Below are 23,322 nucleotides of genomic sequence, written 5' to 3'. Positions count from 1 at the left end.
TTAATACATGAACAAGATAAACAAAAACATCATGGCTGCGGCTTTAACAGCGGCAACCATATTTATAACCGGCGGCTGTACCAAGCGGGCTGATCTGTATCCGCAGGCACCTTCAAAATTTACGCCCGACGTAACTTATACCTCGCCTGCCGCATTTAAAGCAGCTTTGGCTACGCTAAATGTAAGCGTAAGGTTTGAATACTTTGGCGACTCGGCCCCGTTGCTTACCGAATCGATATTTACTGATGCCGCAGTTGAAGGTACTACCGATAAAACCACACCGGCACAGGATCTGAACGCGCGGATCACCCCTACCGCAAACTTAAACAGTGACGACTATAACAAGATAGGCCGCTACTGGAGCGCATGGTACCAGGGCATCCATGACTGTAACGTTATTTTATCGAGGCTGGATAACATTAAATGGCCTTCAGACGCCGATAAAAACCTGGTAAAAGCGACAGCTTTATTTCACCGGGCTTACCGTTACTATCGCTTAGTACATGAGTTTGGCGATGTGCCATTGCTGCTAAAAGAAGAAACCGCGGTAAACACAGGCTACTTCAGCACGCAGCGTATCGTTATCCTAAAGCAAATGAAAACAGACCTGGAGTTCGCCGTAGCTAATCTTACCGATGCGAACGCCAAAGGCGATATCTCCAAAGGCGGCGCTGCCCATCTTTTAGCTAAAGTTGATCTGGCACTTGGTTTATTTGATGATGCCATTGCAGCCGCCAACGTTGCCATCAACGGCCCGTATCACCTCATGACCAGCCGTTTCGGTATTGTAGCGGGCGATGCTTCAAAAAACATCATCTGGGACCTTCACCGACCCGAAAACAAGGCTTTGGGAACAAATGCCGAGGCTTTATATGTAGTACTTGACCGCGAAACACTTGACGGCGCTACGCCCAACGGATCGCAGGTGATGAGGAACTGTGTGCCGATGTGGCATAACGGTACTATACTTACCCCCGGAGCGCTGAAACCGGGCATTTCAGATAAAGTAACCGAAGAATTCCCGCTTACTTTATGGTATGGCCGTGGTATTGGTCGTTTACGCGGTACGCCTTATGCTACCAAATACATCTGGACAGATAATACCGACTTAAGGCACGCTCCCGGAAACTGGATGAACATGACTGATCTGGTTTACAATAGCCCGGCCATTAAAACCTCCGATCCGGCATGGTATGGCAAGCATCTTGAGCAATATACCGATGCTAACGTTAAGCAACGCTTCCTGAATGGTGCAAAAGATACCATCCGTGCCTGGTTTGGCTGGCCGCATTACAAAGTGTTTATTGGCTCGGGCCCTATCGCGCTTGATAAATGGTGGAGTCCGCCGCGTGGTACCAACACCGACTGGTATGTTTTCCGCTTAGCCGAAACCTACCTGTTGCGTGCCGAAGCCTACGTATGGAAAGGTCAAACCGCACTTGCTATGGATGATATCAACAAAGTAAGGGCACGTGCAAATGCACAGTTGTTAACAGATCCAGGCAAAGTTAATATCGGCACTATACTTGACGAACGCCAGAGAGAACTGTATTGGGAGGAACCACGTAAAACTGAGCTTACCCGTATCGCTTTCATCTTTGCGCAAACAGGAATTGCCGCTTACAATGGAAAAAGCTACAACGTAGCTAATTTTTCAACAAGCAACTTCTTTTACGACAGGATCATGGAGAAGAACGACTTCTATAAAAACCCTAATGTTGTAACCAATTCGGGTAATCACTATACTATTTCGCCATACCATGTTTTATGGCCTGTCCCGCAAAGCGAGATCGACCTGAATGTAAATGGTCATATTAACCAGAGCAAAGGATACGCAGGTTCAGAAACCAATATCCCGCCTCTTGATAAAGTAGTACCATAATTTAGTTGATTTGTAACATTTGAGCCGGGCATTAGTCAATTGATTAGTGTCCGGTTTTTTGTTTATATAGATTTAAAAGCATAAATAATTAGCCGGGAGCACATTCATTTATTTGTTTTTTTACATATTTAATCATTATTTAAACCTGACATCCAAAAATATGGGCCTGTTCAATATCCTTCGTAACGAATTTATAGATGTAATAGAGTGGGTTGATACCACCCAGAATACGCTTGTATGGAAATTTCCGCGCCATGATAATGCCATAAAGATGGGTGCAAAACTTATTGTTCGCGAATCGCAGGCCGCTGTTTTCATGAACGAGGGGCGCATCGCCGATGTATTTACTCCCGGTACTTATGAGCTTCAAACGCAGAACATGCCTTTGTTAACCACCCTAATGAGCTGGAAATATGGCTTTGAAAGCCCGTTTAAAGTTGATATATTCTTCGTAAGCCTGCGTCAGTTCACCAACCAAAAATGGGGTACCAAAAACCCGGTAATGATCCGCGATGCTGAATTTGGGCCGGTGCGGCTGAGGGCATTTGGTTCGTTTAACTTTAAGGTTCTGGACCCCAAAATATTTATTAAGGAAATCGCTGCCACTAATCCCGATTTCATCATTGAAGATATCAATGAGCAGTTACGAAACACCGTTGTTTCGCGGGGGATGGATGCCGTAGCCGAATCAAAAATAAACGTGCTTGATCTGGCAGCCAACTACAACGAAATGGGCAAATTCATAACAGAATCTATCCAACCCGATTTCGCTGAGTTTGGTTTAAACTTAACCAAACTATTAGTCGAAAATATCTCCCTGCCACCCGAAGTTGAGCAGGTGCTGGATAAACGCAGCGAAATGGGCATATTGGGTAATCTCGGCGCTTATGCCCAGTTCCAGGCTGCTAATGCTATTGAAAAATCTGCCGAAAATACTATTGGTGGTAACTTAGGAGCTGCCGGTATGGGTTTGGGTGTTGGCGCTGCGATGATGGGCCAGGTTGGCAATATCTTTCAGCAAAATCAGGTTACTCCCAACAATACCGGTGGCAATGTACCGCCTCCTCCACCCCAGCCCGCTGTTCAGTACCATATTGCGAAAGACGGCAAATCTGATGGTCCGCATTCATTAAACGACATCAATGCAATGATAGCCAGCGGGCAGCTAAGCAGGGAAAGTATGGTTTGGAAAAAAGGCATGGCTGCCTGGGCCGTAGCATCATCTGTTGAGGAAATAGCCGAATTGTTTAGTAACGTCCCTCCACCAATAGCCTAACCTATAATCATTCCTAATTCTATATTTCTGAAATGAACAACGAGGTTAACCCATCGGCTATAAACAACTCTTTAAACTGTTCGGGCTGTGGGGCGTTATTGCACTTTAATCCCGGCACCCATAATTTGCTGTGCGATTATTGCGGTGTAAGCAATGCCATTGAAAGTGCCCCCGATAGCTGCGATATTTTATCTTATGACTACGATGAGTTTATTGCCGAAATCGATGATAATAAACAAAGCGCCGACCTTAAGGTAGTGAACTGTAAAAACTGTGGTTCGCAAACAATTCTTGATCAGTTTGTAACTTCAGATAAATGCCCTTTTTGTACTGCTCCGCTTGTATTAGATTTAGAAAGCGGACAGCAATATGTACCGCCCCATTATATCTTACCATTTGCTGTTACGCAACAACAAGGGGTCGATTTTTTCAAAAAATGGCTTAAAAGCTTGTGGTGGGCGCCAAATGATCTGGCTAAAAAGGTAAGCGATGCATCATCAGCACTAAAAGGTGTTTACCTGCCCCACTGGACCTATGATACTTATACCATAACCGATTATAGTGGTGAGCGAGGCGATTATTACTATACCACTGAAACCTATACGGAAACTGTTGACGGAAAAACGCAGACCAAGACCAGGCAGGTACGCCATACCGATTGGTCATACGCGTCCGGAAGAGTAGAATGTGATTTCCGCGACCTGATGGTACCCGCCAGCAACTCATTGCCCGAAAAAACGCTTACCAAACTCGGCCCATGGAACTTTAATATGCTGGTTAAGTTTGATGAACGTTATATGAGCGGTTTCCGTTCCGAAACTTACCAGCTAGGCCCGGAACAAGGTTTTACTAAAGCGGCCGAACAAACTGTTGGAGCGATAAATTCGGCAATACGGGACGACATAGGCGGAGACGAGCAAAGAATCGACAGCACCGACACCCAATATTTTGATAAAGCTATAAAATACCTGATGTTACCGGTTTGGGTAAGTGCCTATAACTACAATAACAAGATTTATCAATTTACAGTTAATGCCAGCACAGGCGAGGTTATCGGCCAGCGCCCTGTGAGTGCAATGAAGATAATACTTACTGTGTTGTTTGTAATAGCCTTGATAATAATTGGAGTGATCCTATACCAAAATGCTCATCCTGCATAGAGAAGCTGCCCTAAGACACAAAGGCCCCAATATCTTTACGTAAAGCGCGTAATTACGTCTCCCATAGGATAAACTTCCTTTACACAGCGCTTGCCTATCGTAATCTGCATGCGGGAGACGCATGTGATGCGTCTCTACATTTAAAAAACCAATCTTAACAAGCTTCTTAGCCATCCCAGATAAAAATAAAAATAAATTTGCGTAACTCACAAGTTACATATACATTTGAGTAACTTAAAAGTTACCTATCATGGCAAAAATCATTCAGCACCAATTATTTTACCCGCACCCACCCGCAGTGGTTTGGGAATTTTTAACCGATCAGGAACTGATATCGCAATGGCTCATGCCCGGCGATCTGAAACCTGTACTGGGTCACGAATTTCAGCTTAAGGCCAAACCTATGCCCGAGATGGATTTCGACGGGATTTTTTATTGCAAGATCCTGGAGGTTATCCCCTTCAAAAAACTCTCTTATTCATGGAAATTCGGCTCAGGCAATGGTGAACTAAGCAATTCGACAGTGAACTGGATGCTAACAGAAAAAGATAACGGCACTGAACTCTTGCTGGTACACCGTGATTTTGCAGACTCTGTAAACCCGTTGATGTTTAGCTCGATGGAAAAAGGCTGGTTGGTGCTTATCAACAAAATGCTGCAGATCATAAACGCAGAAAAAGATGGAACAGCACAGGCTTGATGTATTCCAGGTAATTGCCGATCCGAGCAGGAGGCAGATCCTGCACCTGCTTTCAAAAGACAGCCGTACAATAAACTCATTGGCTGAGAACTTTGATATGAGCAGGCCGGCCGTTTCAAAGCATATCAAAGTACTTTACAATGCCGGTTTTATCTCTATACAAGACATCGGCAGAGAAAGGCATTGTGTGTTGAAGCAAGACGGCTTTAAAGAGCTACAGGCCTGGTTAGCCTACTATGATAAATTCTGGGGCGATAAACTGGACAAACTGGGAGTTTTAATGAACGATAAAATGAACAAAAAATGAAAGATCAGGATTTAACATTAACCATTTCGGTAGATAAAACCCCTAAAGAGGCTTATGATGCCATCAATAATGTTCGCGGATGGTGGTCGGAAGAAGTTAAAGGCGGCACAGAGAAGCTCTATGACGAGTTTACCTACAAAGCCAGGGCCCTTCACCGCTGTACCTTGAAATTAACAGAAGTTGTTCCCAACCAAAAAGTGGTTTGGCTTGTACTGGACAACTATTTTAGTTTCACCAAAGATCAAACCGAATGGAAAGGCACCAAAGTGATTTTTGAAATTTCCGAACAGGACGACAAAACACAAGTCCGCTTCACCCACCAGGGCCTGGTTCCACCTCATGAATGTTATGAGGTTTGCTCAAACGCCTGGGCCGGTTATATTACGGGAAGTTTGTACAACCTCATTACCACAGGTAAAGGAGAACCTAATCCTAAAGAAAGTTAGTTAACGAAATTAAAGCTAACCAAATAAAACATAATATTCTATTAGTCAATATATTGAAACTAAAACCTGAAAGTTTCGAACAACTTTTAGGCAAGAAAGCGCCTTTCATTTTTCATGAAAGGCGCTTGAGGGTTTAATCAATTATCAATTAGGGTTTTATCTCAAACTTTATACTGCTAAAAATCAGGGTTGCTTAACCAATTAGCTTAATTAAATATTAACCTGTTACATTTCAAACCAGGACATTAAAGGAAATCTGATTTACAAAAAACAGTATTATTGTTACATTAACAGTTAAAAACGCTATTGCTTTTCAATTCTATTCTTCGATATTTGATTTAGCCGCGCATAGGCGCCGGCTTTAACCAGTTTACCTTTTAATCAGCAAAAAATACAGGTACCTGCCCCCTGACGTACCGTATTTTGAAGAAAAACAACCTGCAACTAAAACTATTTACTACATGGAAAAATCACGCCGTACCTTTATCAGGCAGGCCTCGTTAGCCGGGGCCGGAATTATGCTTGCCCCCAAAAGCTGGAGCGCACAAAGCTATAAACGCATCATTGGCGCCAATGACCGGGTCAGGGTTGGGGTGGTAGGCTTTTCAGACAGGCACAAAAGCTCCCACGTGCCCAGTTTCATGAACCATTATAAAGAACTCAACTTTGATGTGGTAGCCGTATCTGATATCTGGAACAAACGGCGCGAGGAAGGCTCTGCCCTCTGGAAAGAAAAAATGCAGCATGACGTAAAAGCTTACCGCAATAATGAAGAATTATATGACAGTAAAAGTGTGGACGCTGTATTCATCAGCACTGCTGATTTCCAGCATGCACGCCATGCTATTGAAGCGGTGAAGGCCGGCTGCGATGCTTATGTAGAAAAACCATTTGCCGAAACCATGGAAGATAACCGGGCTGCCTTAAAGGCAGTAAAGGAGTCGGGCAAAATTGTGCAAATTGGATCGCAGCGCAGAAGCGGCGCTAATTATCATGCGGCCAATGAATTTATCAGTTCGGGCAAGTTTGGCCCTATCACTATGGTTGAGCTTACCTGGAATGTGAACCAACCAGGCCGCTGGCGCCGGCCGGAGTTATTAGGACAGCTGAAGGAACAGGATACCGACTGGAAACGTTTTATCATGAACCGGCCTTATGAAGATTTCGACCCGCGTAAATATCTGGAATACCGTCTGTTCTGGCCATATTCGTCAGGACTGCCCGGACAGTGGATGAGCCATCAGATTGATACTGTACACTGGTTTACCGGCTTAAAACACCCGCGTAGTGTAGTTGCCAACGGCGGTATCTATATGTGGAAAGATGGGCGCCGCAACTGGGATACCATACTGGCCGCTTTTGATTACGGTCCGCTTAATGATCCTTCAACCGGCTTCCAGGTTACGTTTGGCTCACGCATGCACAATGGCGATGAGCATCCGGCCGAAATTTACTATTCAAACGGCGGCGAGCTTAACCTCATCACCAATACAGTATCGCCAAAAGGAGGTCTTACTCAAAAAATGGCCGATGCCATGCATATGAAGGCAAACCTGCTGCCCGAGATTAGCCTGGCTAATACCGAAAAGGTGGTAGCATCAGCCAATACCGGAGGTGATATACTTACTTCAAACCACGTACGCAACTGGATGGAATGCGTGCGCAGCCGTAAGCAGCCAAACGCCCCGGTTGAAGCCGGCTACAGCCATTCGATAGCCAATATCATGACCAATGCAGCTGTTCATACCGGCTACAAGGCCACTTTTGATGAAGCTACCCAGGAGGTAATGGCAAATGGAAAAGTTTTTAAATATTAATAGCTGGATAGGTCACAAACATTATTGACATCGACTGTGCCTTGCCATCAGCGCACAGCCTTTTTAACCTTACATCAAGCAATGAAGATCATAAAAAAACTGGGACTTGCCGTTGCCGCAAATATGCTATTGTTTCCTGTAGTGCACGCTCAAAAAGCCGAACCGGTAAGGCTGGTAAAAACAACAAATAATAAAATAGATATCCTGATAGGTGGAAAACCCTTTACCAGTTTTCTGTATCCGGACAGTTTAGAAAAACCTGTTCTTTATCCTTTGCGGTCGGCAAACGGCACATTGGTAACCCGCGGCTTTCCGCTGGCCCCACGACCCGACGACCCTACAGATCACCCGCATCACATAGGGTTATGGTTTAACTTTGAAAACCTGAACGGTCTGGATTTCTGGAATAACTCCTATGCCATACCTGCGGCTAAAAAGAGCAGTTATGGCTGGATCCGCACCGACAAAATTTTGGAAACAAAAGATGGGACAAAAGGCATATTAGCCTATCATGCAAACTGGACAGATCAGCAAAAACAAGTAATACTGGAAGAGCAAACCCGCTTTGAATTTAGCGGAAATGCCCGGGAACGGATCATTGACCGTGTAACTACGCTTACTGCGGATAAGGACGCTCTTTTTAAAGATGCCAAAGATGGCATGCTTGGCCTGCGTCTGGCCCATGAGCTGCAAATCCCTGACCTTGCCGACCAGAAATTTACTGACGATAAGGGTAATGTTACCATAGTAAAAGGTGGTACCGATAAAATTGCCAACGGTACTTACCTCACCAGTGAGGGCAAAACAGGTAACGACGCATGGAGCACCCGCGGCGTATGGTGCAAGGTATATGGTAAAATTGGAACCGATTCGGTAGGCGTTACCATTATCGATCATCCTCAAAACCCTAATTATCCTACTTTTTGGCATGCCCGTGGCTACGGCCTGTTTGCAGCCAATCCGCTGGGCGAAAAGGTGTTTACCAACGGCAAATCTGAAAAGAACCTTACTTTAAAGAAAGGCGAATCGGTAACATTCAGGTATCGGATCATCATACACAATGGCCCGCAAACTAATAGCGCAGCGCAATTAAACCAGGCTGCGGAGGCTTTTAAGTCATTTAAATAGCATCACCATATCAAACAAACCAGTCCGGGATATTTATCAGGATTACTTTTTATCATTTCTAAATATCCCGGCAGGTATGTCATTTCCCGCCGAGCCCTGCGCAAGGTTCAGGTAATTATGGGGTGTTGCTTTTCCATTTTAATCTCTACCAGTAGTACCTTTCCTGTTTTTTGAATATTTTTTCAGTCAGATTGTTTGTCGTTACCTGGATTAGTTCGTTAGATATAGCCCATATAGCCATCATTTTACCGTGATAAGGGAATTACTCAAAAATTCATCCTCAATATTGTCTATCAATTTTGCGCCCCTTGCCCATTGCTGTCGCCCTGTTTTAAATCATCATTGTTAACGCCTCGTTTCTTCTTAGGCATCTGCGGACCAAAATTCATTTTACCGAAGTTATAGGCAAAGCTAACGCCAAAAGATCTGAACGGCACTGAGAACCTGCTGCTTTGACTAAGCGGGCCGCTATTGATATTGGAGGTAAAGTCTTTATAATCCTTAAATGGCTGCGTAATGTTCAAACCAATAGTTCCGCGTTTTTTCCAAACATCCTGCTTCAAACCTATCACCCATAAATTGAAAGATGGGTTTGTTCCCTGGAAAGTTCTCCTTGCCGAGTTCTGGATCAAAAAAGTTTCGGCAGACAAAGCCTTGTTTATTTTTACAGTTCCGCTAATGAAGGCATTGTACTGAACATAGGTAGACTGGCTTGCTTGCTGTAGGCTACTGATCACCTGCGGTTTATAGGTAAATGCATTAACGTTGCCCCGTATGGTTAGTACCTTGAACAATTCTGTTGAGCCAAAGAAGGTTACACCAACGGAATTATTGTTACCCACGTTAAGGTAATTGGTGAGGGAAACATCCCTGGTAACCGGGTTCCCGTTATTATCCACCGTGGTGTAAGGCACTGTACGCACGTAGCTTTCAATAATATCATCGGTCTTCCTATAATAGACGGAGGCATTGATCACACTGCTTTTGATGAAGGTAGAATAAGTCATTTCCACGGTCTGCGTAATTTCTGGCGACAATTCCGGGTTACCCTGCGTTTGGTTGAGAGGGTTGCTGGTATTCAGAAACGGGTTTAAATATTGCAGGCTCGGCCGCTGGATACGCTTACTATAGCTTAGTTTCAGCGTTTGGGTAGGCGTTAAAGCCTTTGAAATCACAAAGCTTGGAATAAAATTGGTATAGGTATTATCAAAAGGTGCCAGGCCCGCACTGACATTACCCGAATTTCCATTAATTTTTGTATTCTCTAACCGGGCACCTGCCTGTACAGTAAAACCATCTTTCAAATTTGCAGTAAGCAAGCCGTAGCCTGAGTACACGTCCTGGTCGTAACTATAGGTGTTGGATGTGGCCGTATTAAATACGTACGCGCCTGAACCATCTGGATTGAAAAAATCGTATTCGCTGGAGATCCTCCTTAAAATACTTTTCGCACCTGTTTCCAGCTTAAATACCCTGCTGATTGGTAGTACGTAATCCAGCTGGTAAGTATACTCGTTATTGGTACCGTTATTAACCGCACGCTGGTTTTGGGTAAAAGCAGAATATTCTGACAGATAGTTTACATCTGATGTACCATGTGTCCATTGAAAAGCAAAGCTTAATTCTTCACCTTCCTTTTTAAACTTATGGGTAAAATCGTTATTCCAGTCAAAGTTGGAGACTTTGAATTCGTTGCTTGTTAAAGCTGTATAATCGATATTTCCCTCTGATGCAGAATTATTGCTATTTACCGAGTTACCTTTATTTTTAAATGCCCCTCCCCTTAGGCTGAAAGTAGAGTTAAACGTGTTTTGATCATTAAAATCATATCCCAAAGATGCCGAGCCATTGGTAAAATGACGATTTGATGTACTTTGCCCGTTTGACGAGGATGATGTACCCAGTTCGGTATTTTGACTGTTAAAGGATTGATAGGTGGTTTGCGGCCATCCAACGTTATAACCAAGGTTAGCTGTAATGCTTAATTTATTTTTGTTGAAATTGATATTTCCGCTCTCATTGTTTTGACGGGTGCCTATACCCATATTGATGGAGCCGCTTACACCGGCAACCTCCTTCTTCTTGGTAATAATATTGATGATGCCGGCCGAACCTTCCGCATCATATTTAGCCGAGGGCGCCGTTATCACTTCAATATTCTTGATCTGATCGGAAGGCATGGATTTCAAAACGTCGCCCGCGTTGGTTACCAACGCTCCTGAAGGCTTGCCATTGATCAGTATCCGTACGTTCTGATTTCCGCGCAGGGAAACATTCCCGTCCATGTCAACCGAAACCATGGGCACTTTGCGCAGGATATCAGAAGCATTGCCGCCGGCACTGGTTACATCTTTTTCTGCATTAAAAACTAATTTGTCAATGTGGTTTTCCACCAGGGCTCTTTGCCCGGTAACCTGAACATCAGCCAGCATCTTAGCGCTTGGCGAAACGATAACCTGCCCAAGGTTTCTGTCGGTTTTGGCTCCCGTTAAAACAACGCCGTCAATTGTTTTGGTGGAGTAACCTATAAAAGCGATTTGGATGCGATAAGTTCCCGGCGCCACACCAGTGATTTTGAAACTACCTTTCTGATCTGTCAGGCTACCGTTCACTGGAGCAGTTGTACCTGCTTTAAATAAGCTTACTGTCGAATAGTCCAGCGGCTTTTTAGTCAGGGAGTCTATTACGGTTCCGAAGATAGTTCCATTACCCAAAGAGGCACCTGATGGCGGGCCTGCGGGCTGTTGGGCTTGCACGGCCCCTGCTGCCAATAAAAACCAGGTTATCAGTTTCAATGCCCGCAGGCTCGTTGTATTTTTTAAGTTGAACTTGTAATTTTCAGTTCCCATATTCGAGATTTTGAAGCAAAACAAAGTAAATACATTGATCAAAATCTGCAGAATAGACGGATCGGCCTTAATAATAGACCAAACGAACGTTAGAGTCTATGGCTTTGTGATTGAGGAATTTTCAATATAAGCTATAGATCAAAGTCGTCATTCTGTCTATTAATTCCTGTAAACCATCTATTCCTTAAAAAAAATAAAAAAACATTTTGTCATTTGCAGCATCCCGGTGAGATGGGATTTAGTTGATTACTGTATTTGATACAGTATGGTGCGTTTTGCCTGAGAAACAAAACGCACTTTTTTTCCGCTATTTTTATGGTAAAATTCGTGATATGGCTTTTTCAGGCTTAAAGAAGATCTTTTTTTCAGTTCACTTTTATATAGTGGCCTGTTTATTAGCGTTAATGTTATTCCCATTATCCTGGCCCTTAAAACTCCCCGGTGAATTTTGGATCAAACAGGTATTGATACATTTGGTATGGGCAACGTTATTCTATGCCAACCTGCTGTACTTTACACCCCAATTGATTTACAAAAACAAGGCTGTATTATTTGTTCTTTTGATGATAGCGATTCTCATCTCCGTTGTATACTTAAACAATTGGTTAGATGAAATAACCGGCTGGAAGGCTGTATTTACCAAAGTTTACAAAAACCCGGCTAAAAAATCATCTGACGATAACCATGTTTATAATTATTGGACTATCATAACTGCACTTGTTTTACTCGGAGTGAGCACAATCATCGCGGTCTCCCGGAAGATCAAGGCCGACCAGGAAGCCTTCCGTGCTACCGAACAGGAAAAAATCAGCTCAGAGCTTTCTTTTTTAAAAGCGCAGATCAATCCGCACTTCTTTTTTAATATCCTGCATACCATTTATGCACTCGCCGATAGCAACCCTGTGGCGTCTAAAGATGCGGTTTACACGCTTTCGCATATGATGCGTTATGTTATTTATGAAACCAAGAACGATCTGACCGACCTGGAAAAGGAGATCAAATTTATTGAGGACTATATCAAGCTGATGAAGCTGAGACTGAGCGATGATGTACAGATCATTTTTGAAAAACAGGTCAACCTAAAAAATCATGAAATAGCCCCCATGCTTTTCCTGCCATTTGTTGAAAATGCCTTTAAGCATGGCATCAGCGGTGTACACCCAAGTTACATTTATATGGAGGTCAGCCAATCTGCCGAAGAGTTGAAGCTGGAGATCAGGAATTCCCTTTTTGAAGAACAAACGGCTCAGTTGGAAGATAGTAATGGCATCGGTATTGTCAATACGAAAAGAAGGCTCGACCTGCTATATCCCGGGCGCTACACATTATCGGTTGACCGCGACTCCAATATCAGGGAATTCATTGTAAATTTAACTTTCCGATTCAAATGAAAATTGACTGCATAGCTGTAGACGACGAACCGATAGCTTTAAAGCTAATTACTTCGTACATTGAACAAACCCCGTTTTTAAATTTACAGGGTAGGTTCGGCAACGCTATCGAAGCGCTGAAAGCTATTCATCAACAACCCGGCCTTCAATTGATATTTTTAGACATTCGGATGGCCGACCTAAGTGGTGTTGAGCTGGCAAGGATCATAGAGCAAACCGGAAAGAAAAAAGGTCCGCGCGTTATATTTACAACGGCTTATGATCAATATGCTTTAGAGGGCTTTAAGGTGAACGCGTTAGATTACTTATTGAAACCGTTTAGTTTTGTTGATTTTTCAAAGGCGGCTGCTAAAGCATATGATTATTTTGAGATTTTGGAAAGCGCTCAAAATAATATAACTCCCGGAACGCCTGTTGAAAAGAACTATATTTATCTTAAGGTCGATTATCAGCTGGTAAAAGTTAACATAGCAGACATCCTTTATATCGAAGGACTTAAAGATTATGTAAAGATTTTCCTGGCGAACCAGGATAAACCCTTATTGACCCTCACAAGCCTGAAAAACCTTGAAGAGAAACTCCCGGCCAGTATTTTCCTACGAATCCACCGCTCATTTATCGTATCCAAAGAAGCAGTCAAATCCGTCACTAAAAACTCTGTCCAGATTACAAATACTACGATACCTGTAACAGAACAATATAAAGAAGTTTTTGCCTCATTCCTGAAAGATTGGTCTTGATCATCATTTGTTGTTCATCAGGGGTTAAATATTCATGAGCTGGCATAACCCTCGTTTCTCCAAAACGGCTCTGCATGTTCCAATACAAACTTTACAGATCCTGCCATAAAGGAATGGAGTTTTGCATGGATCGTAGACGCCCATCGTACTTTGTGAAATACTTTAAGAAGCACACGCAGCAATCACCTGCTGATTTCCTCAGGAACGGTTTCCCGAATATGTCTTTTCTTTTGGGACCGTCGGCTTTGGGAATAAATAAAAAAGTTAAGGACGCTAATTTTTATAAAATGAAATTTTATCAATTACTACGCCAGGGTCGATAGCCCTGATAGATAATTTGTGTGTACCGGTGGTTAATGATGGTAAATCTATTAATGCACTAACGTAATTATTTCTAATACCCTGGTTACGGTTAGGTCCATTCTCATCTTCCTTGCCATTTGACCCCGGCACTTCTGTTGTTGAAATAAATTTATTATCAACAAAAATGGCTACCCTTAATTGCATACCCGGATAAATTCTGAAAGTTGGCATAAAATCAATCCTCACCTTTGCTGAATTACCATCAGTTTTAAAATTGTAATTCAATGTTGGAGCTTTTACATCACCAGGTCTCCATGATAAATTAAGGTTAACCGGTGTCAATGCCATAGCCCGGCCGCTATTGCCCAATCCTGGTATAACCGACCATTTTGCGGTTCCAGCTGTGGTTTGTTCATCGGCAGATGAAGCGTTTCTTGTTATATCCGCCTGAATTGCTTTTTTGGTGGTATCCGGTTTCCTGGTTTCGGCCCATGGCCATGCTACCTGGCTATTCCATGATAGAAGATTTTGACCGGTTATTGTTCCCGGCATCATATATTGCCATTTCCCCCCTGCTATTTTATTATTGTAATTATTAACTTCGGATTCCAAAGCCGCTGTAAGGCGATCTATCTCAACCTGATGGGCAGATTGATTTGCACCATAAACAATTGCCCTGTCATGCATAAATATAAGTCCGGTTTCTGCCATGATACGGGCCGGAAAACCAATCATTTCTGTGTAAGGATCCTGCTTATTTAAGGGTACAGACTTTGCTACGGAAGTTTCAAGATTTAATAATTTCTGATAATCAGCTTGCAATTGCATAGCTTCTTTATCTGACAAAGAAATAGCCCAATCACGATTCATTAATTCAGGTTTTCGTACTGTGCCTAAACGATAAAATTCTGTAAGCAAGTCGTTAAGCGTAGTTACATTTTCATTAAAATGTTCTGTGAGAAATGTTTTTAAAAATTGGGGTTGTGCATCCGCCTGTTGACTTTCCGGGTTCCATGATAAGCGTGAAAAATAGTCGATCCCCAATTCCATCGGTTTAACATCACCTACGTTAATCACCCACATCGTCCGGGCCTGATTTTCCCAGGCCTTATGAAACTCTTCCCACATCAATGCCGGGGCGGTAGAATTGATCCAGGTATACGAATGAGGACCACCGTAGTAAGATAAGTGCCAGTATAATCCGCTACCGCCAGACCGCTTCCTTTCGGTTGGATTCGATAAGCGGCGAATGTATCCAAAATTGTCATCTACCCAAATCAGAGTTACATCATCAGGTACTTTCAAGCCGGCATCATACACAGGCAATACCTCTTTATAAGGAACAAAACATTGAGCAACAGCCCCCCATTGTTTATTGACGTATTGATTAATAAGATCTCGCTGGTCTTTAAATACCTTTTCTAAAAGGGTTATCCTTTCAGGTATACCTGACGGAGGTGATTCCATACCACGATCATGTATACCGCGTATACCCATTGTCCAAACTGCTTCTTTGTCTTTTCTGTCCGTAGCAGTTTCTTTCCAGTATTTATAAATACTATCAGGATTAGTGCTATAGTTCCAGACACCTTTAAGTCTCTCGTTCCAATGCACGTTATTATACAGCATCGGTTCGCAATGTGATGAACCTGCAACAATACCATAATGATCGGCCAAAGCTACATTCTCGGGAGTATCGCCAAATTCTTTAGACACTTCATGCATAGCAGGCCAAATATAGTTGAGCCGCAAACGCAACATCAATTCAAATAATTTTTCATATGTTTTGGGGCCAATGCCGTGTGCAAAATCCTTTTCAAAGTTTTTCCTCGCCCATTGATTTATTCCCCAGTCTTCATCATTAATAAAAATACCGCGATATTTAACTGCCGGTTCATCCCAAGTTGGTTTAGGTACGGAGATCGTAACTGTTTTTCTTTTAGCAGTAGGAACATCTGCCCACCAATGCCACGGCGATACACCTATTTTCCTTGAAATTTGTAAGAGTCCATAAACTGTCCCTCGTCTATCGCTTCCAACTATAATGAGCGCTTTTTTTACACCAGGTGCGGGGTTGTTAACTATTTGCCATAATGAGGCCTCCCAACGGCCTTTAATTTTATTAATATCTTTGATCTTGTGTGCAGCTATCAACCTATCAATAGCTGGGCTTTTACCAATAGTGCCGGCAATAATCATTTCACCGGCGGGGTGTTGCAAAGTAGTAATAGCAGGCGAAGTTCCGGTAACCTGTTTTATATCGTCAGCAAAAAAGCCAGCCGCAAGTTTCACCGCCTGGTAATCAGAATTATCAATAGCTAAACTTATACTTTTTTGAGCAGTGGCCACTGTAATATCTGTTGATTTTGAGGCTAAAGCAGTTTTCACACTCAAATTTTGAGCACTAACGCTTATTGTTGTTAAGGTTACCAGTAACAGTAGCGGTGTTGCTTTTAATATACTGCGGTTATAATATTTATAATAACTTATGCGGGTATTCAAGAGTGATTTTAACATTTATAATATTGTATCATGTGACCATATTAAAAATCAACCGAACTCGTGAGTTAAACCACCAGTTTAGTTAGGTTATTAATATCCGTAATTCTGCTCTAATTTAGCGCCTTTATTCTATTTTTCAGCGGCCTTTATAGGCCGTAGTTATCGGCAGCCATAGGTAACTGTAATATCGGTTACATTTTTTCACCCTATCATAAAATAGCCCAGGCTGTTAATGTCAATCGGGGGTGTCCAGGCAGGATTAGCATTTCGCCCGCTCTATATTTGATAAAAAACAGTGAAAATTTACGCAAACGTTTGTCTTTGCAGTAACAAACGTTTGCGTAAGTTTCAAGGCTCCAGGGCATAGAATTATGCATAATCTTTCCATTAAATTTTAGTTAGTTTCGGACATATTAACAGAAAAAACCAACAAATTTTTATGCGAAAACCAACCTGTCTGCTACTTTTATTATTGCCTATACAGCTTTTAGCGCAACAATTTGATCCTGTAAAAGCACTGGTTAAAAGGCGCGCGCCGTGGTTAAGCAACCATATCGTTTTTGAACCCTTAAAAAACACCAGTTCAGAAATAGTTGAACTGCAAACCATCAAGAATAAACTGGTTATCCATGCTTCAGGAGCCAATGCGGCAGCTGTTGGTATAAACTGGTATTTAAAATATTACTGCCATCGCTCTATGTCGCACATGGGTGATAACATGTCGCCCGTGCTTCCTATTCCTAATGTTAACAAAAAAGTAACCATACAAGCTGCGGCCAAGTATCGTTATGCGTTAAATTACTGCACCTATAATTACACCATGAGCTTTTATAGCTGGCCCGACTGGGAGCGGGAGCTTGACTGGATGGCTCTGAATGGCGTAAACACCATGCTTACTGTTGAAGGGATGGAAGCGGTATGGCAAAACACGCTGAGGAAAATAGGATACACTGAAAATGAAATTAACAGTTTCATTGTTGGGCCTGCTTATACCGCATGGTGGCTGATGGGAAATATTGAAGGCTGGGGAGGTCCCATGCCGCAAAGCCAGATAGACAACAGGAAGCTGATTCAACAGAAAATGATGAAGCGGATGCAGGAGTTGGGTATACAACCTGTGTTGCAAGGTTTTTATGGCATGGTGCCAAGCACATTAAAAAACAAAAGTAAAGCACATATTATTGATCAGGGTACCTGGGGTGCTTTTAAAAGACCTGATATACTTGACCCCACTGATCCTGAGTTTAGCCGCATTGGCGGCATCTACTATAGCGAAATTCAAAAATTATACGGTAAGAACATCCATTTTTTTGCCGGCGACCCTTTTCATGAGGGTGGTAAAACGGAAGGTGTTGATTTGAAAAAAGCAGGCACTGCCATACAGGCATCGATGCAAAATTACTACCCCGGTTCAACATGGGTATTGCAGGGCTGGCAGGATAATCCCAAGCAGGCCATGCTTGATGGCCTCGATAAATCAAAAGTATTAGTACAGGAGCTTTTTGGTGAGTTTACCAACAACTGGGAAAAACGTAAGGCTTATGATAATACACCGTTTATATGGTGCAGCGTTAACAATTTTGGCGAACGGCCGGGTGTATACGGTAAACTGCAGCGCTTTGCCGATGAGGTATACCGTGCCCGTAAAAGCACTTACAGCAATTATCTTAGAGGTGTGGGGATTATGCCGGAGGGTATCAATAACAACCCTCCTGATTATGACCTGATGCTTGAACTGGGCTGGCGCCAGGAACATGTGGATACCCGGAACTGGATCGATAAATACGCCCAATATCGTTATGGTAAAAGCGATGGGCATGCAAGTAACGCCTGGCAGGGATTTTTACAAACGATTTACCAAAGCCTTCCAGGTTACCAGGAAGGGGCCGGCGAATCTATTTTCTGTGCGCGCCCTGCACTTAAAGTTAAATCAATTTCCAGTTGGGGTACGCTCACCCGGAATTATGACACAGTCGCGTTTGCGAACGCGGTAAAAGAATTTGCAAAAGCGGCGCCTGCTTTTAAAAATTCGGCTACTTATAAAATAGACCTCATCAATATGGTGCGGCAACTGCTGGCTAATAAAGGCACACTCACATTTAATGAAATGGTAGCTGCTTATAACAGCAAGAATCTGCAAACATTTAACGCAGCCAGCGCAAAGTTCCTGCATATGATAAGGCTGACAGATGATCTCTTAAATACCGATCAATATTTCAGGCTCAACACCTATCTCAAACAAGCTATAGATAACGGCAATACTGCAGAAGAAAAAGCAAACAATTTAAAAAACGAATTAATGCAAATTACCTATTGGGGCGAAAATGTGCGTACCGAAGACAATCTGCATGAGTATGCTTATAAAGAGTGGGCAGGCCTGATGGATAGCTATTACTTGCCCCGCTGGGAGATTTATTTTGATTATCTGCGCAGCAATTTGCAAGGTAAAAACGTTCAGGAACCTGATTACTTTTCCTGGGAACGAAAATGGGTGGACGACAACCAAAAGCTAAACCCTGAAAAGCCTCAAAGGCCTTTACTGGAAGTAGTTGATGAAATTTTATCAATGTAAAAACATCGCCCTTTTTTAACGCTCTTTCTTAAAACTAACGTCAGCTATCCTCCAAATGAAAAAAACGTTAACAGGTATTTTATTGTTTTTTATTGCATTTTCTCATTTATATGCCCAAAAGAAAATAGGAGCAGAAACACCCGAACAAAAAGCCAAACGTATGTCCTGGTGGACTAATGATCGCTTTGGTATGTTTATTCATTGGGGGCTTTATTCGCAGGCGGCAAGGCATGAATGGGTAAAAAGATGGGAGCGCATGACGGATGCGCAATACCAGCCTTATTTTGATGAGTTTAATCCGGATTTGTTTAATCCCAAAGAGTGGGCAAAGAAAGCTAAGGCAGCCGGGATGAAATATGCTGTGCTTACCACTAAACATCATGAGGGGTTTTGCCTGTTTGATTCAAAATATACTGACTACAAGGCTACTAAAACCGCTGCTAAAAGAGACCTTGTAAAGGAATTTGTTGATGCATTTAGAGCCGAGGGTATAAAAATAGGTTTTTATTATTCACTGTTGGATTGGCATCACCCAGACTTTACCGTTGATGTTTTACACCCCCTGCAACCGGCAAGCGAAAAAGATGAGGATTATGATAAGCTGAACAAAGGCCGCGATGTGGCCAGGTACCGCACCTACATGCATAACCAAATTAAAGAACTGCTTACCAATTACGGCAAAATTGATATGCTATGGCTCGATTTTTCGTACCCTGATAATGGCAAACATGGAAAAGGGGCCAAAGACTGGGGATCTGTTGAACTCGTTAAAGAAATAAGAAAACTACAGCCCAATATTATAATTGATAACCGCCTCGATTTAAATGAATACCAGGATGGTTGGGATTACCTGACACCCGAACAGGTAAATTTATCTGAATGGGTCAAAAAAAACGATTACAAAACTTATTGGGAAACCTGCCAAACATTTTCTGGTTCCTGGGGATATTTTCGGGATGAAAACAGCTGGAAAAGCACCACGCAATTAATTACCATGCTGATAGAGGCTGTAAGCAAAAGAGGCAACCTGTTGCTTAACGTGGGCCCTACTGCACGCGGTTTATTTGATAAACGTGCTAACGAAAGGCTGGACGGAATAGCAGCCTGGATGAAATATAACAGCCGCTCCATTTATGGATGTACCGAAGCTCCGGAAACCTTTGTAGCCCCGGAGCACACCCTGCTTACCTATAATGCAAATACCCGGCGCTTATACGTGCATTTGTTAGCATATCCCGGCAAAACACTTACTTTACCAGGCTACAAGGATAAAGTAAAATACGTTCAGTTTTTACATGACGCGTCGGAGATACAACAGGATAGCAAATCAAAAGACACAGGTAACGACCTGATATTAAATCTACCGGAAACCAAGCCCGATAGTGAGATACCGGTAATTGAATTGGTTTTAAATTAATGTTTGCTCATCTACCTATGAAAGCAAAACTATCAATGTATTATACCATCATGATCCGAAAACTTTTACCCTGCCTGTTTATTTTAGGATGCAGCCAGGCGGCATTGGCACAAAACGAACATAAAATGTCAGATACGTACCAGCTTCCTAAAGATTCGCTGGTACGGCAAAAACTTGCCCGCTGGCAAGACAAAAAGTTTGGTTTATTTATGCACTGGGGAACATACAGCCAATGGGGTGTGGCCGAAAGCTGGACTATTTGCCCTGATGACTGGGTTACACGTACCGGCCCCTATAGCAATGATTATTTCGCCTATAAAAAAGCATACGAAAACCTCCAAACCACCTTTAACCCTGCCAATTTTAACCCCGAAAAATGGGTTAAAGCGGCCAAGGCTGCGGGGATGAATTACGTGGTATTTACCACTAAACATCACGATGGTTTTAGCATGTTTGATACTAAACAAACAGATTATAAAATTACCGACCCTAAAACTCCGTTTTCGAAAAATCCGCGAAGCAATGTCACCAAAGAAATATTTAACGCCTTCCGTAAAGACAATTTTATGATCGGGGCATATTTTTCCAAACCCGACTGGCATAATGAAAACTATTGGTGGCCTTACTTTCCTCCTAAAGATCATAATGTAAATTACGATCCGCAACGATATCCTGAACGCTGGCAAAAATTTAAAGATTTTATCTACAACCAAATTGAAGAGTTAATGACCGGTTATGGTAAAATAGATATTTTATGGCTCGATGGCGGCTGGGTACGGCCATCAGTTACAAAGGATAACGACCCGCAACATTATAACCAGGATATTGATATGGCCCGGATAGCAAAAATGGGCCGCAGCTATCAGCCAGGTTTGATTATGGTAGACAGGACAGTGACCGGCGAATTTGAAAACTATACTACACCCGAACAGGAAGTACCAGACAAGCCCCTATCCTACCCATGGGAAACCTGTATGACCATTGGCAAATACTGGAGTTACGTTCCTGATGACGAATTTAAGCCCAGCCGCCAATTGGTACAAACGCTGATAAAAATAGTTTCAAGAGGAGGTAACCTCTTGCTTAATATAGCCCCCGGGCCGGATGGCGACTGGAATCCGATTGCCTATCAAAGGTTACAGGACATTGCGAATTGGATGAAAATTAACGAAAAAGGAATTTACGCTTCCGAACCTGTTATACCTTATTCTGTTGGGAACATATATTTTACAAGGTCAAAAACAAAAAACACATTATATGCCTTCTGGCTATCAGAAAAAGATAATGTAACCCTTCCGGCCGAGGTAAGTTTCCCTGTAAACAATATTAAACGGATTAAAAAAGTAAGCCTGTTGGGCAACGCTGAAAAGTTAAAATGGGCCTATCAAAATGGGCAGTTGAGCATTCAAATTCCCAAATCTTTACAAAAGAGCAGCATATTAAAGTATAGTGACACTTTTGAATTGGAATATTAATACAAACAACAAGCCTATCAACCCCTACCTTATAAATTCAAAAAAAACGAGGCGGCATGATGAGCCTCGCTTTTTTTGAATTTTTCAGATACTAAGCGATATATTATAGTGTTGAGTTGGATTTACTCTGTTAACAAAAGAGGGGTTAACAGGGTTAACACAATTCGGGGTTAACACCCACATATATATTTAATAATCAAAAAATTAAGTGCAATTTCTAAAAAATATGTAAACCCCTTTTTGTATAAATATTACCCGCTAATGCTTTATGCAAATCGAAATTCGGACTTTCATAACCTTATCCTATACATTGGTACGCCCTCTATGAGACACCATACTGGAATCAAATACCGCATGATGGAAAACCGGGGTTAACGACGCTTCACTAATGCGATCATCAATTATTTTAAAAAGTATTTCGGCCGCTTTTATGCCCTGCTTTTGGGGGAATTGTTCAATGGATGCCATTGGGGCACTATCCATAAAACTCCAAATAGGAGAATTTGCAAAACTGACAAAGCTAATATCGTGATTGGAAGCCAGATTATAGTTCTTCAACAACTTAATTGCATCGCGTGCCACATAATCGTTAAAAGTGATAATAGCTGTAGGTTTATCTGCTAAAGATAATAGCCGCCGCATAGCATAAGTATTTTGCGCCGACGAAAGATCCGAAGAGACTATCAGGTCAGTATTTACTGCTATCTGATATTTATCAAGCCCCTGTTTGTAAGCATCCAGGCGCTCTTTACTTGCAGCCAGTTGCGATGGACCATTAATTAACCCAATACTACGATGCCCTTTTTCTATTAAACAATCAATGGCTTGTAACATTCCCGATTGGAGATTACAAGCCGAGTAATGAATATCTTCCATGCCAGGAATACGGTCAAAAAACACAACAGGAATGTTATATTTTTTCAATTGTTCAAACACTTCATAATTCGTGGTATTTTTGCTTATCGAAATGATAATGCCGTCTAACCGATGTGTTTTCATTGTTTCCAGGATACGTTTTTCCTTATCAGGGTTTTCTAACGATTGCCCAATAAAAACGTTATAATTCCTTTTGCTGGCGTAATCTTCTATCCCACTAAGGGCCGAAGAAAAAAACGCGTCAGAAAAATCCGGAACAATTACACCAATAGTTAATGTTTTTCGTTGTTTAAAAAATACAGCTGTTTGATTTCGCTCATAATTTAGTTCGCTTGCTACCTTATTAACCCGCATGGTGGTTACAAGGCCAATGCTGGGATGACCATGAAGAGCACGCGACACTGTTGAAGGGCTTACTTTTAAGCGTTTAGCTATCTCTTTAATTGTGGGAATCTTTTCCATTTTGTAATCAAGATTAAAA

The 23,322-nt window shown here is 42.3% G+C and carries 16 protein-coding genes; 13 read left to right on the top strand and 3 right to left on the bottom strand.

Annotated elements, in window-relative coordinates; all coding sequences use genetic code 11:
* The first annotated feature begins 7 nt into the window (after nucleotides 1-7).
* From ACEN82_RS05840 to ACEN82_RS05805, 8 genes are all read left to right on the top strand, one after another.
* Nucleotides 8-1,882, top strand: a complete 1,875-nt coding sequence (locus ACEN82_RS05840) for a RagB/SusD family nutrient uptake outer membrane protein (protein WP_413318254.1) — start codon at nucleotides 8-10, stop codon at nucleotides 1,880-1,882.
* A 160-nt stretch (nucleotides 1,883-2,042) separates the two neighbouring features.
* A complete protein-coding gene (locus tag ACEN82_RS05835) occupies nucleotides 2,043-3,158 on the top strand; it encodes an SPFH domain-containing protein (protein ID WP_413318256.1) in 1,116 nt (371 codons plus the stop codon).
* A 32-nt stretch (nucleotides 3,159-3,190) separates the two neighbouring features.
* Nucleotides 3,191-4,318, top strand: coding sequence for a zinc finger domain-containing protein (locus ACEN82_RS05830; RefSeq protein WP_413318258.1), 1,128 nt, complete (start codon nucleotides 3,191-3,193; stop codon nucleotides 4,316-4,318).
* A gap of 250 nt (nucleotides 4,319-4,568) precedes the next feature.
* Nucleotides 4,569-5,018 (top strand): SRPBCC family protein, encoded by a 450-nt coding sequence (locus tag ACEN82_RS05825; RefSeq protein ID WP_354484204.1) that lies wholly within the window; start codon nucleotides 4,569-4,571, stop codon nucleotides 5,016-5,018.
* Nucleotides 4,999-5,325 carry an ArsR/SmtB family transcription factor gene (locus ACEN82_RS05820; RefSeq protein WP_091163361.1) on the top strand — a complete coding sequence of 109 codons (327 nt, stop codon included), beginning with the start codon at nucleotides 4,999-5,001 and terminating at the stop codon, nucleotides 5,323-5,325. Before ACEN82_RS05825 ends, ACEN82_RS05820 begins: the two co-directional genes overlap by 20 nt.
* Nucleotides 5,322-5,771, top strand: a complete 450-nt coding sequence (locus tag ACEN82_RS05815; RefSeq protein WP_413318261.1) for an SRPBCC family protein — start codon at nucleotides 5,322-5,324, stop codon at nucleotides 5,769-5,771. The genes ACEN82_RS05820 and ACEN82_RS05815 overlap by 4 nt, the downstream gene beginning before the upstream one ends.
* A 461-nt stretch (nucleotides 5,772-6,232) precedes the next feature.
* On the top strand, nucleotides 6,233-7,588 hold the full coding sequence (locus ACEN82_RS05810; protein ID WP_112654170.1) for a Gfo/Idh/MocA family protein: 1,356 nt from the start codon (nucleotides 6,233-6,235) through the stop codon (nucleotides 7,586-7,588).
* 81 nt (nucleotides 7,589-7,669) lie between these two features.
* A complete protein-coding gene (locus ACEN82_RS05805) occupies nucleotides 7,670-8,716 on the top strand; it encodes a DUF6807 domain-containing protein (protein ID WP_413318263.1) in 1,047 nt (348 codons plus the stop codon).
* A 293-nt stretch (nucleotides 8,717-9,009) separates the two neighbouring features.
* Here the strand turns inward: ACEN82_RS05805 and ACEN82_RS05800 are convergent, their stop codons facing one another.
* Nucleotides 9,010-11,565, bottom strand: coding sequence for a TonB-dependent receptor (locus ACEN82_RS05800; protein WP_413318265.1), 2,556 nt, complete (start codon nucleotides 11,563-11,565; stop codon nucleotides 9,010-9,012).
* A 404-nt stretch (nucleotides 11,566-11,969) separates the two neighbouring features.
* On the opposite strand from ACEN82_RS05800, the gene ACEN82_RS05795 reads away from it, so the two are divergent.
* Together ACEN82_RS05795 and ACEN82_RS05790 are read left to right on the top strand one after the other, a co-directional pair.
* Complete coding sequence (locus ACEN82_RS05795; protein ID WP_413318267.1) at nucleotides 11,970-12,956, top strand: sensor histidine kinase; 987 nt, start codon at nucleotides 11,970-11,972, stop codon at nucleotides 12,954-12,956.
* On the top strand, nucleotides 12,953-13,696 hold the full coding sequence (locus tag ACEN82_RS05790) for a LytR/AlgR family response regulator transcription factor (RefSeq protein ID WP_413318269.1): 744 nt from the start codon (nucleotides 12,953-12,955) through the stop codon (nucleotides 13,694-13,696). Before ACEN82_RS05795 ends, ACEN82_RS05790 begins: the two co-directional genes overlap by 4 nt.
* Before the next feature lie 273 nt (nucleotides 13,697-13,969).
* On the opposite strand, the gene ACEN82_RS05785 is transcribed toward ACEN82_RS05790, so the two are convergent.
* Nucleotides 13,970-16,516 (bottom strand): glycosyl hydrolase 115 family protein, encoded by a 2,547-nt coding sequence (locus ACEN82_RS05785; RefSeq protein WP_413318271.1) that lies wholly within the window; start codon nucleotides 16,514-16,516, stop codon nucleotides 13,970-13,972.
* Between the two features lie 424 nt (nucleotides 16,517-16,940).
* Here ACEN82_RS05785 and ACEN82_RS05780 point away from each other — a divergent pair, with 424 nt between their 5' ends.
* Genes ACEN82_RS05780 through ACEN82_RS05770 form a run of 3 tightly spaced genes read left to right on the top strand, consistent with a single transcriptional unit; the run spans nucleotide 16,941 to nucleotide 21,965 of the window.
* The gene (locus ACEN82_RS05780; RefSeq protein WP_413318273.1) at nucleotides 16,941-19,073 is read left to right on the top strand and encodes an alpha-N-acetylglucosaminidase; all 2,133 of its coding nucleotides are present in this window, start codon (nucleotides 16,941-16,943) and stop codon (nucleotides 19,071-19,073) included.
* A gap of 55 nt (nucleotides 19,074-19,128) precedes the next feature.
* Entirely contained in the window at nucleotides 19,129-20,490 is a 1,362-nt protein-coding gene (locus ACEN82_RS05775; protein ID WP_413318275.1) for an alpha-L-fucosidase, read from the top strand.
* A 17-nt stretch (nucleotides 20,491-20,507) separates the two neighbouring features.
* Complete coding sequence (locus ACEN82_RS05770; RefSeq protein WP_413318277.1) at nucleotides 20,508-21,965, top strand: alpha-L-fucosidase; 1,458 nt, start codon at nucleotides 20,508-20,510, stop codon at nucleotides 21,963-21,965.
* Nucleotides 21,966-22,268: 303 nt separating this feature from the next.
* Here ACEN82_RS05770 and ACEN82_RS05765 read toward each other — a convergent pair whose 3' ends face one another.
* Nucleotides 22,269-23,303, bottom strand: a complete 1,035-nt coding sequence (locus tag ACEN82_RS05765; protein WP_413318279.1) for a LacI family DNA-binding transcriptional regulator — start codon at nucleotides 23,301-23,303, stop codon at nucleotides 22,269-22,271.
* Nucleotides 23,304-23,322: the final 19 nt, after the last annotated feature.

It is taken from the genome of Mucilaginibacter sp. Mucisp73 (assembly GCF_059491465.1).
This window is presented reverse-complemented; position numbering and strand designations above follow the sequence as displayed.

Excerpts from the sequence above, each read along its gene's own strand:
- ACEN82_RS05840 (WP_413318254.1), top strand. The coding sequence starts at position 8 with ATGAACAAGATAAACAAAAACATCATGGCTGCGGCTTTAACAGCGGCA.
- ACEN82_RS05835 (WP_413318256.1), top strand. The coding sequence starts at position 2,043 with ATGGGCCTGTTCAATATCCTTCGTAACGAATTTATAGATGTAATAGAG.
- ACEN82_RS05830 (WP_413318258.1), top strand. The coding sequence starts at position 3,191 with ATGAACAACGAGGTTAACCCATCGGCTATAAACAACTCTTTAAACTGT.
- ACEN82_RS05825 (WP_354484204.1), top strand. The coding sequence starts at position 4,569 with ATGGCAAAAATCATTCAGCACCAATTATTTTACCCGCACCCACCCGCA.
- ACEN82_RS05820 (WP_091163361.1), top strand. The coding sequence starts at position 4,999 with ATGGAACAGCACAGGCTTGATGTATTCCAGGTAATTGCCGATCCGAGC.
- ACEN82_RS05815 (WP_413318261.1), top strand. The coding sequence starts at position 5,322 with ATGAAAGATCAGGATTTAACATTAACCATTTCGGTAGATAAAACCCCT.
- ACEN82_RS05810 (WP_112654170.1), top strand. The coding sequence starts at position 6,233 with ATGGAAAAATCACGCCGTACCTTTATCAGGCAGGCCTCGTTAGCCGGG.
- ACEN82_RS05805 (WP_413318263.1), top strand. The coding sequence starts at position 7,670 with ATGAAGATCATAAAAAAACTGGGACTTGCCGTTGCCGCAAATATGCTA.
- ACEN82_RS05800 (WP_413318265.1), bottom strand. The coding sequence starts at position 11,565 with ATGGGAACTGAAAATTACAAGTTCAACTTAAAAAATACAACGAGCCTG.
- ACEN82_RS05795 (WP_413318267.1), top strand. The coding sequence starts at position 11,970 with ATGTTATTCCCATTATCCTGGCCCTTAAAACTCCCCGGTGAATTTTGG.
- ACEN82_RS05790 (WP_413318269.1), top strand. The coding sequence starts at position 12,953 with ATGAAAATTGACTGCATAGCTGTAGACGACGAACCGATAGCTTTAAAG.
- ACEN82_RS05785 (WP_413318271.1), bottom strand. The coding sequence starts at position 16,516 with ATGTTAAAATCACTCTTGAATACCCGCATAAGTTATTATAAATATTAT.
- ACEN82_RS05780 (WP_413318273.1), top strand. The coding sequence starts at position 16,941 with ATGCGAAAACCAACCTGTCTGCTACTTTTATTATTGCCTATACAGCTT.
- ACEN82_RS05775 (WP_413318275.1), top strand. The coding sequence starts at position 19,129 with ATGAAAAAAACGTTAACAGGTATTTTATTGTTTTTTATTGCATTTTCT.
- ACEN82_RS05770 (WP_413318277.1), top strand. The coding sequence starts at position 20,508 with ATGAAAGCAAAACTATCAATGTATTATACCATCATGATCCGAAAACTT.
- ACEN82_RS05765 (WP_413318279.1), bottom strand. The coding sequence starts at position 23,303 with ATGGAAAAGATTCCCACAATTAAAGAGATAGCTAAACGCTTAAAAGTA.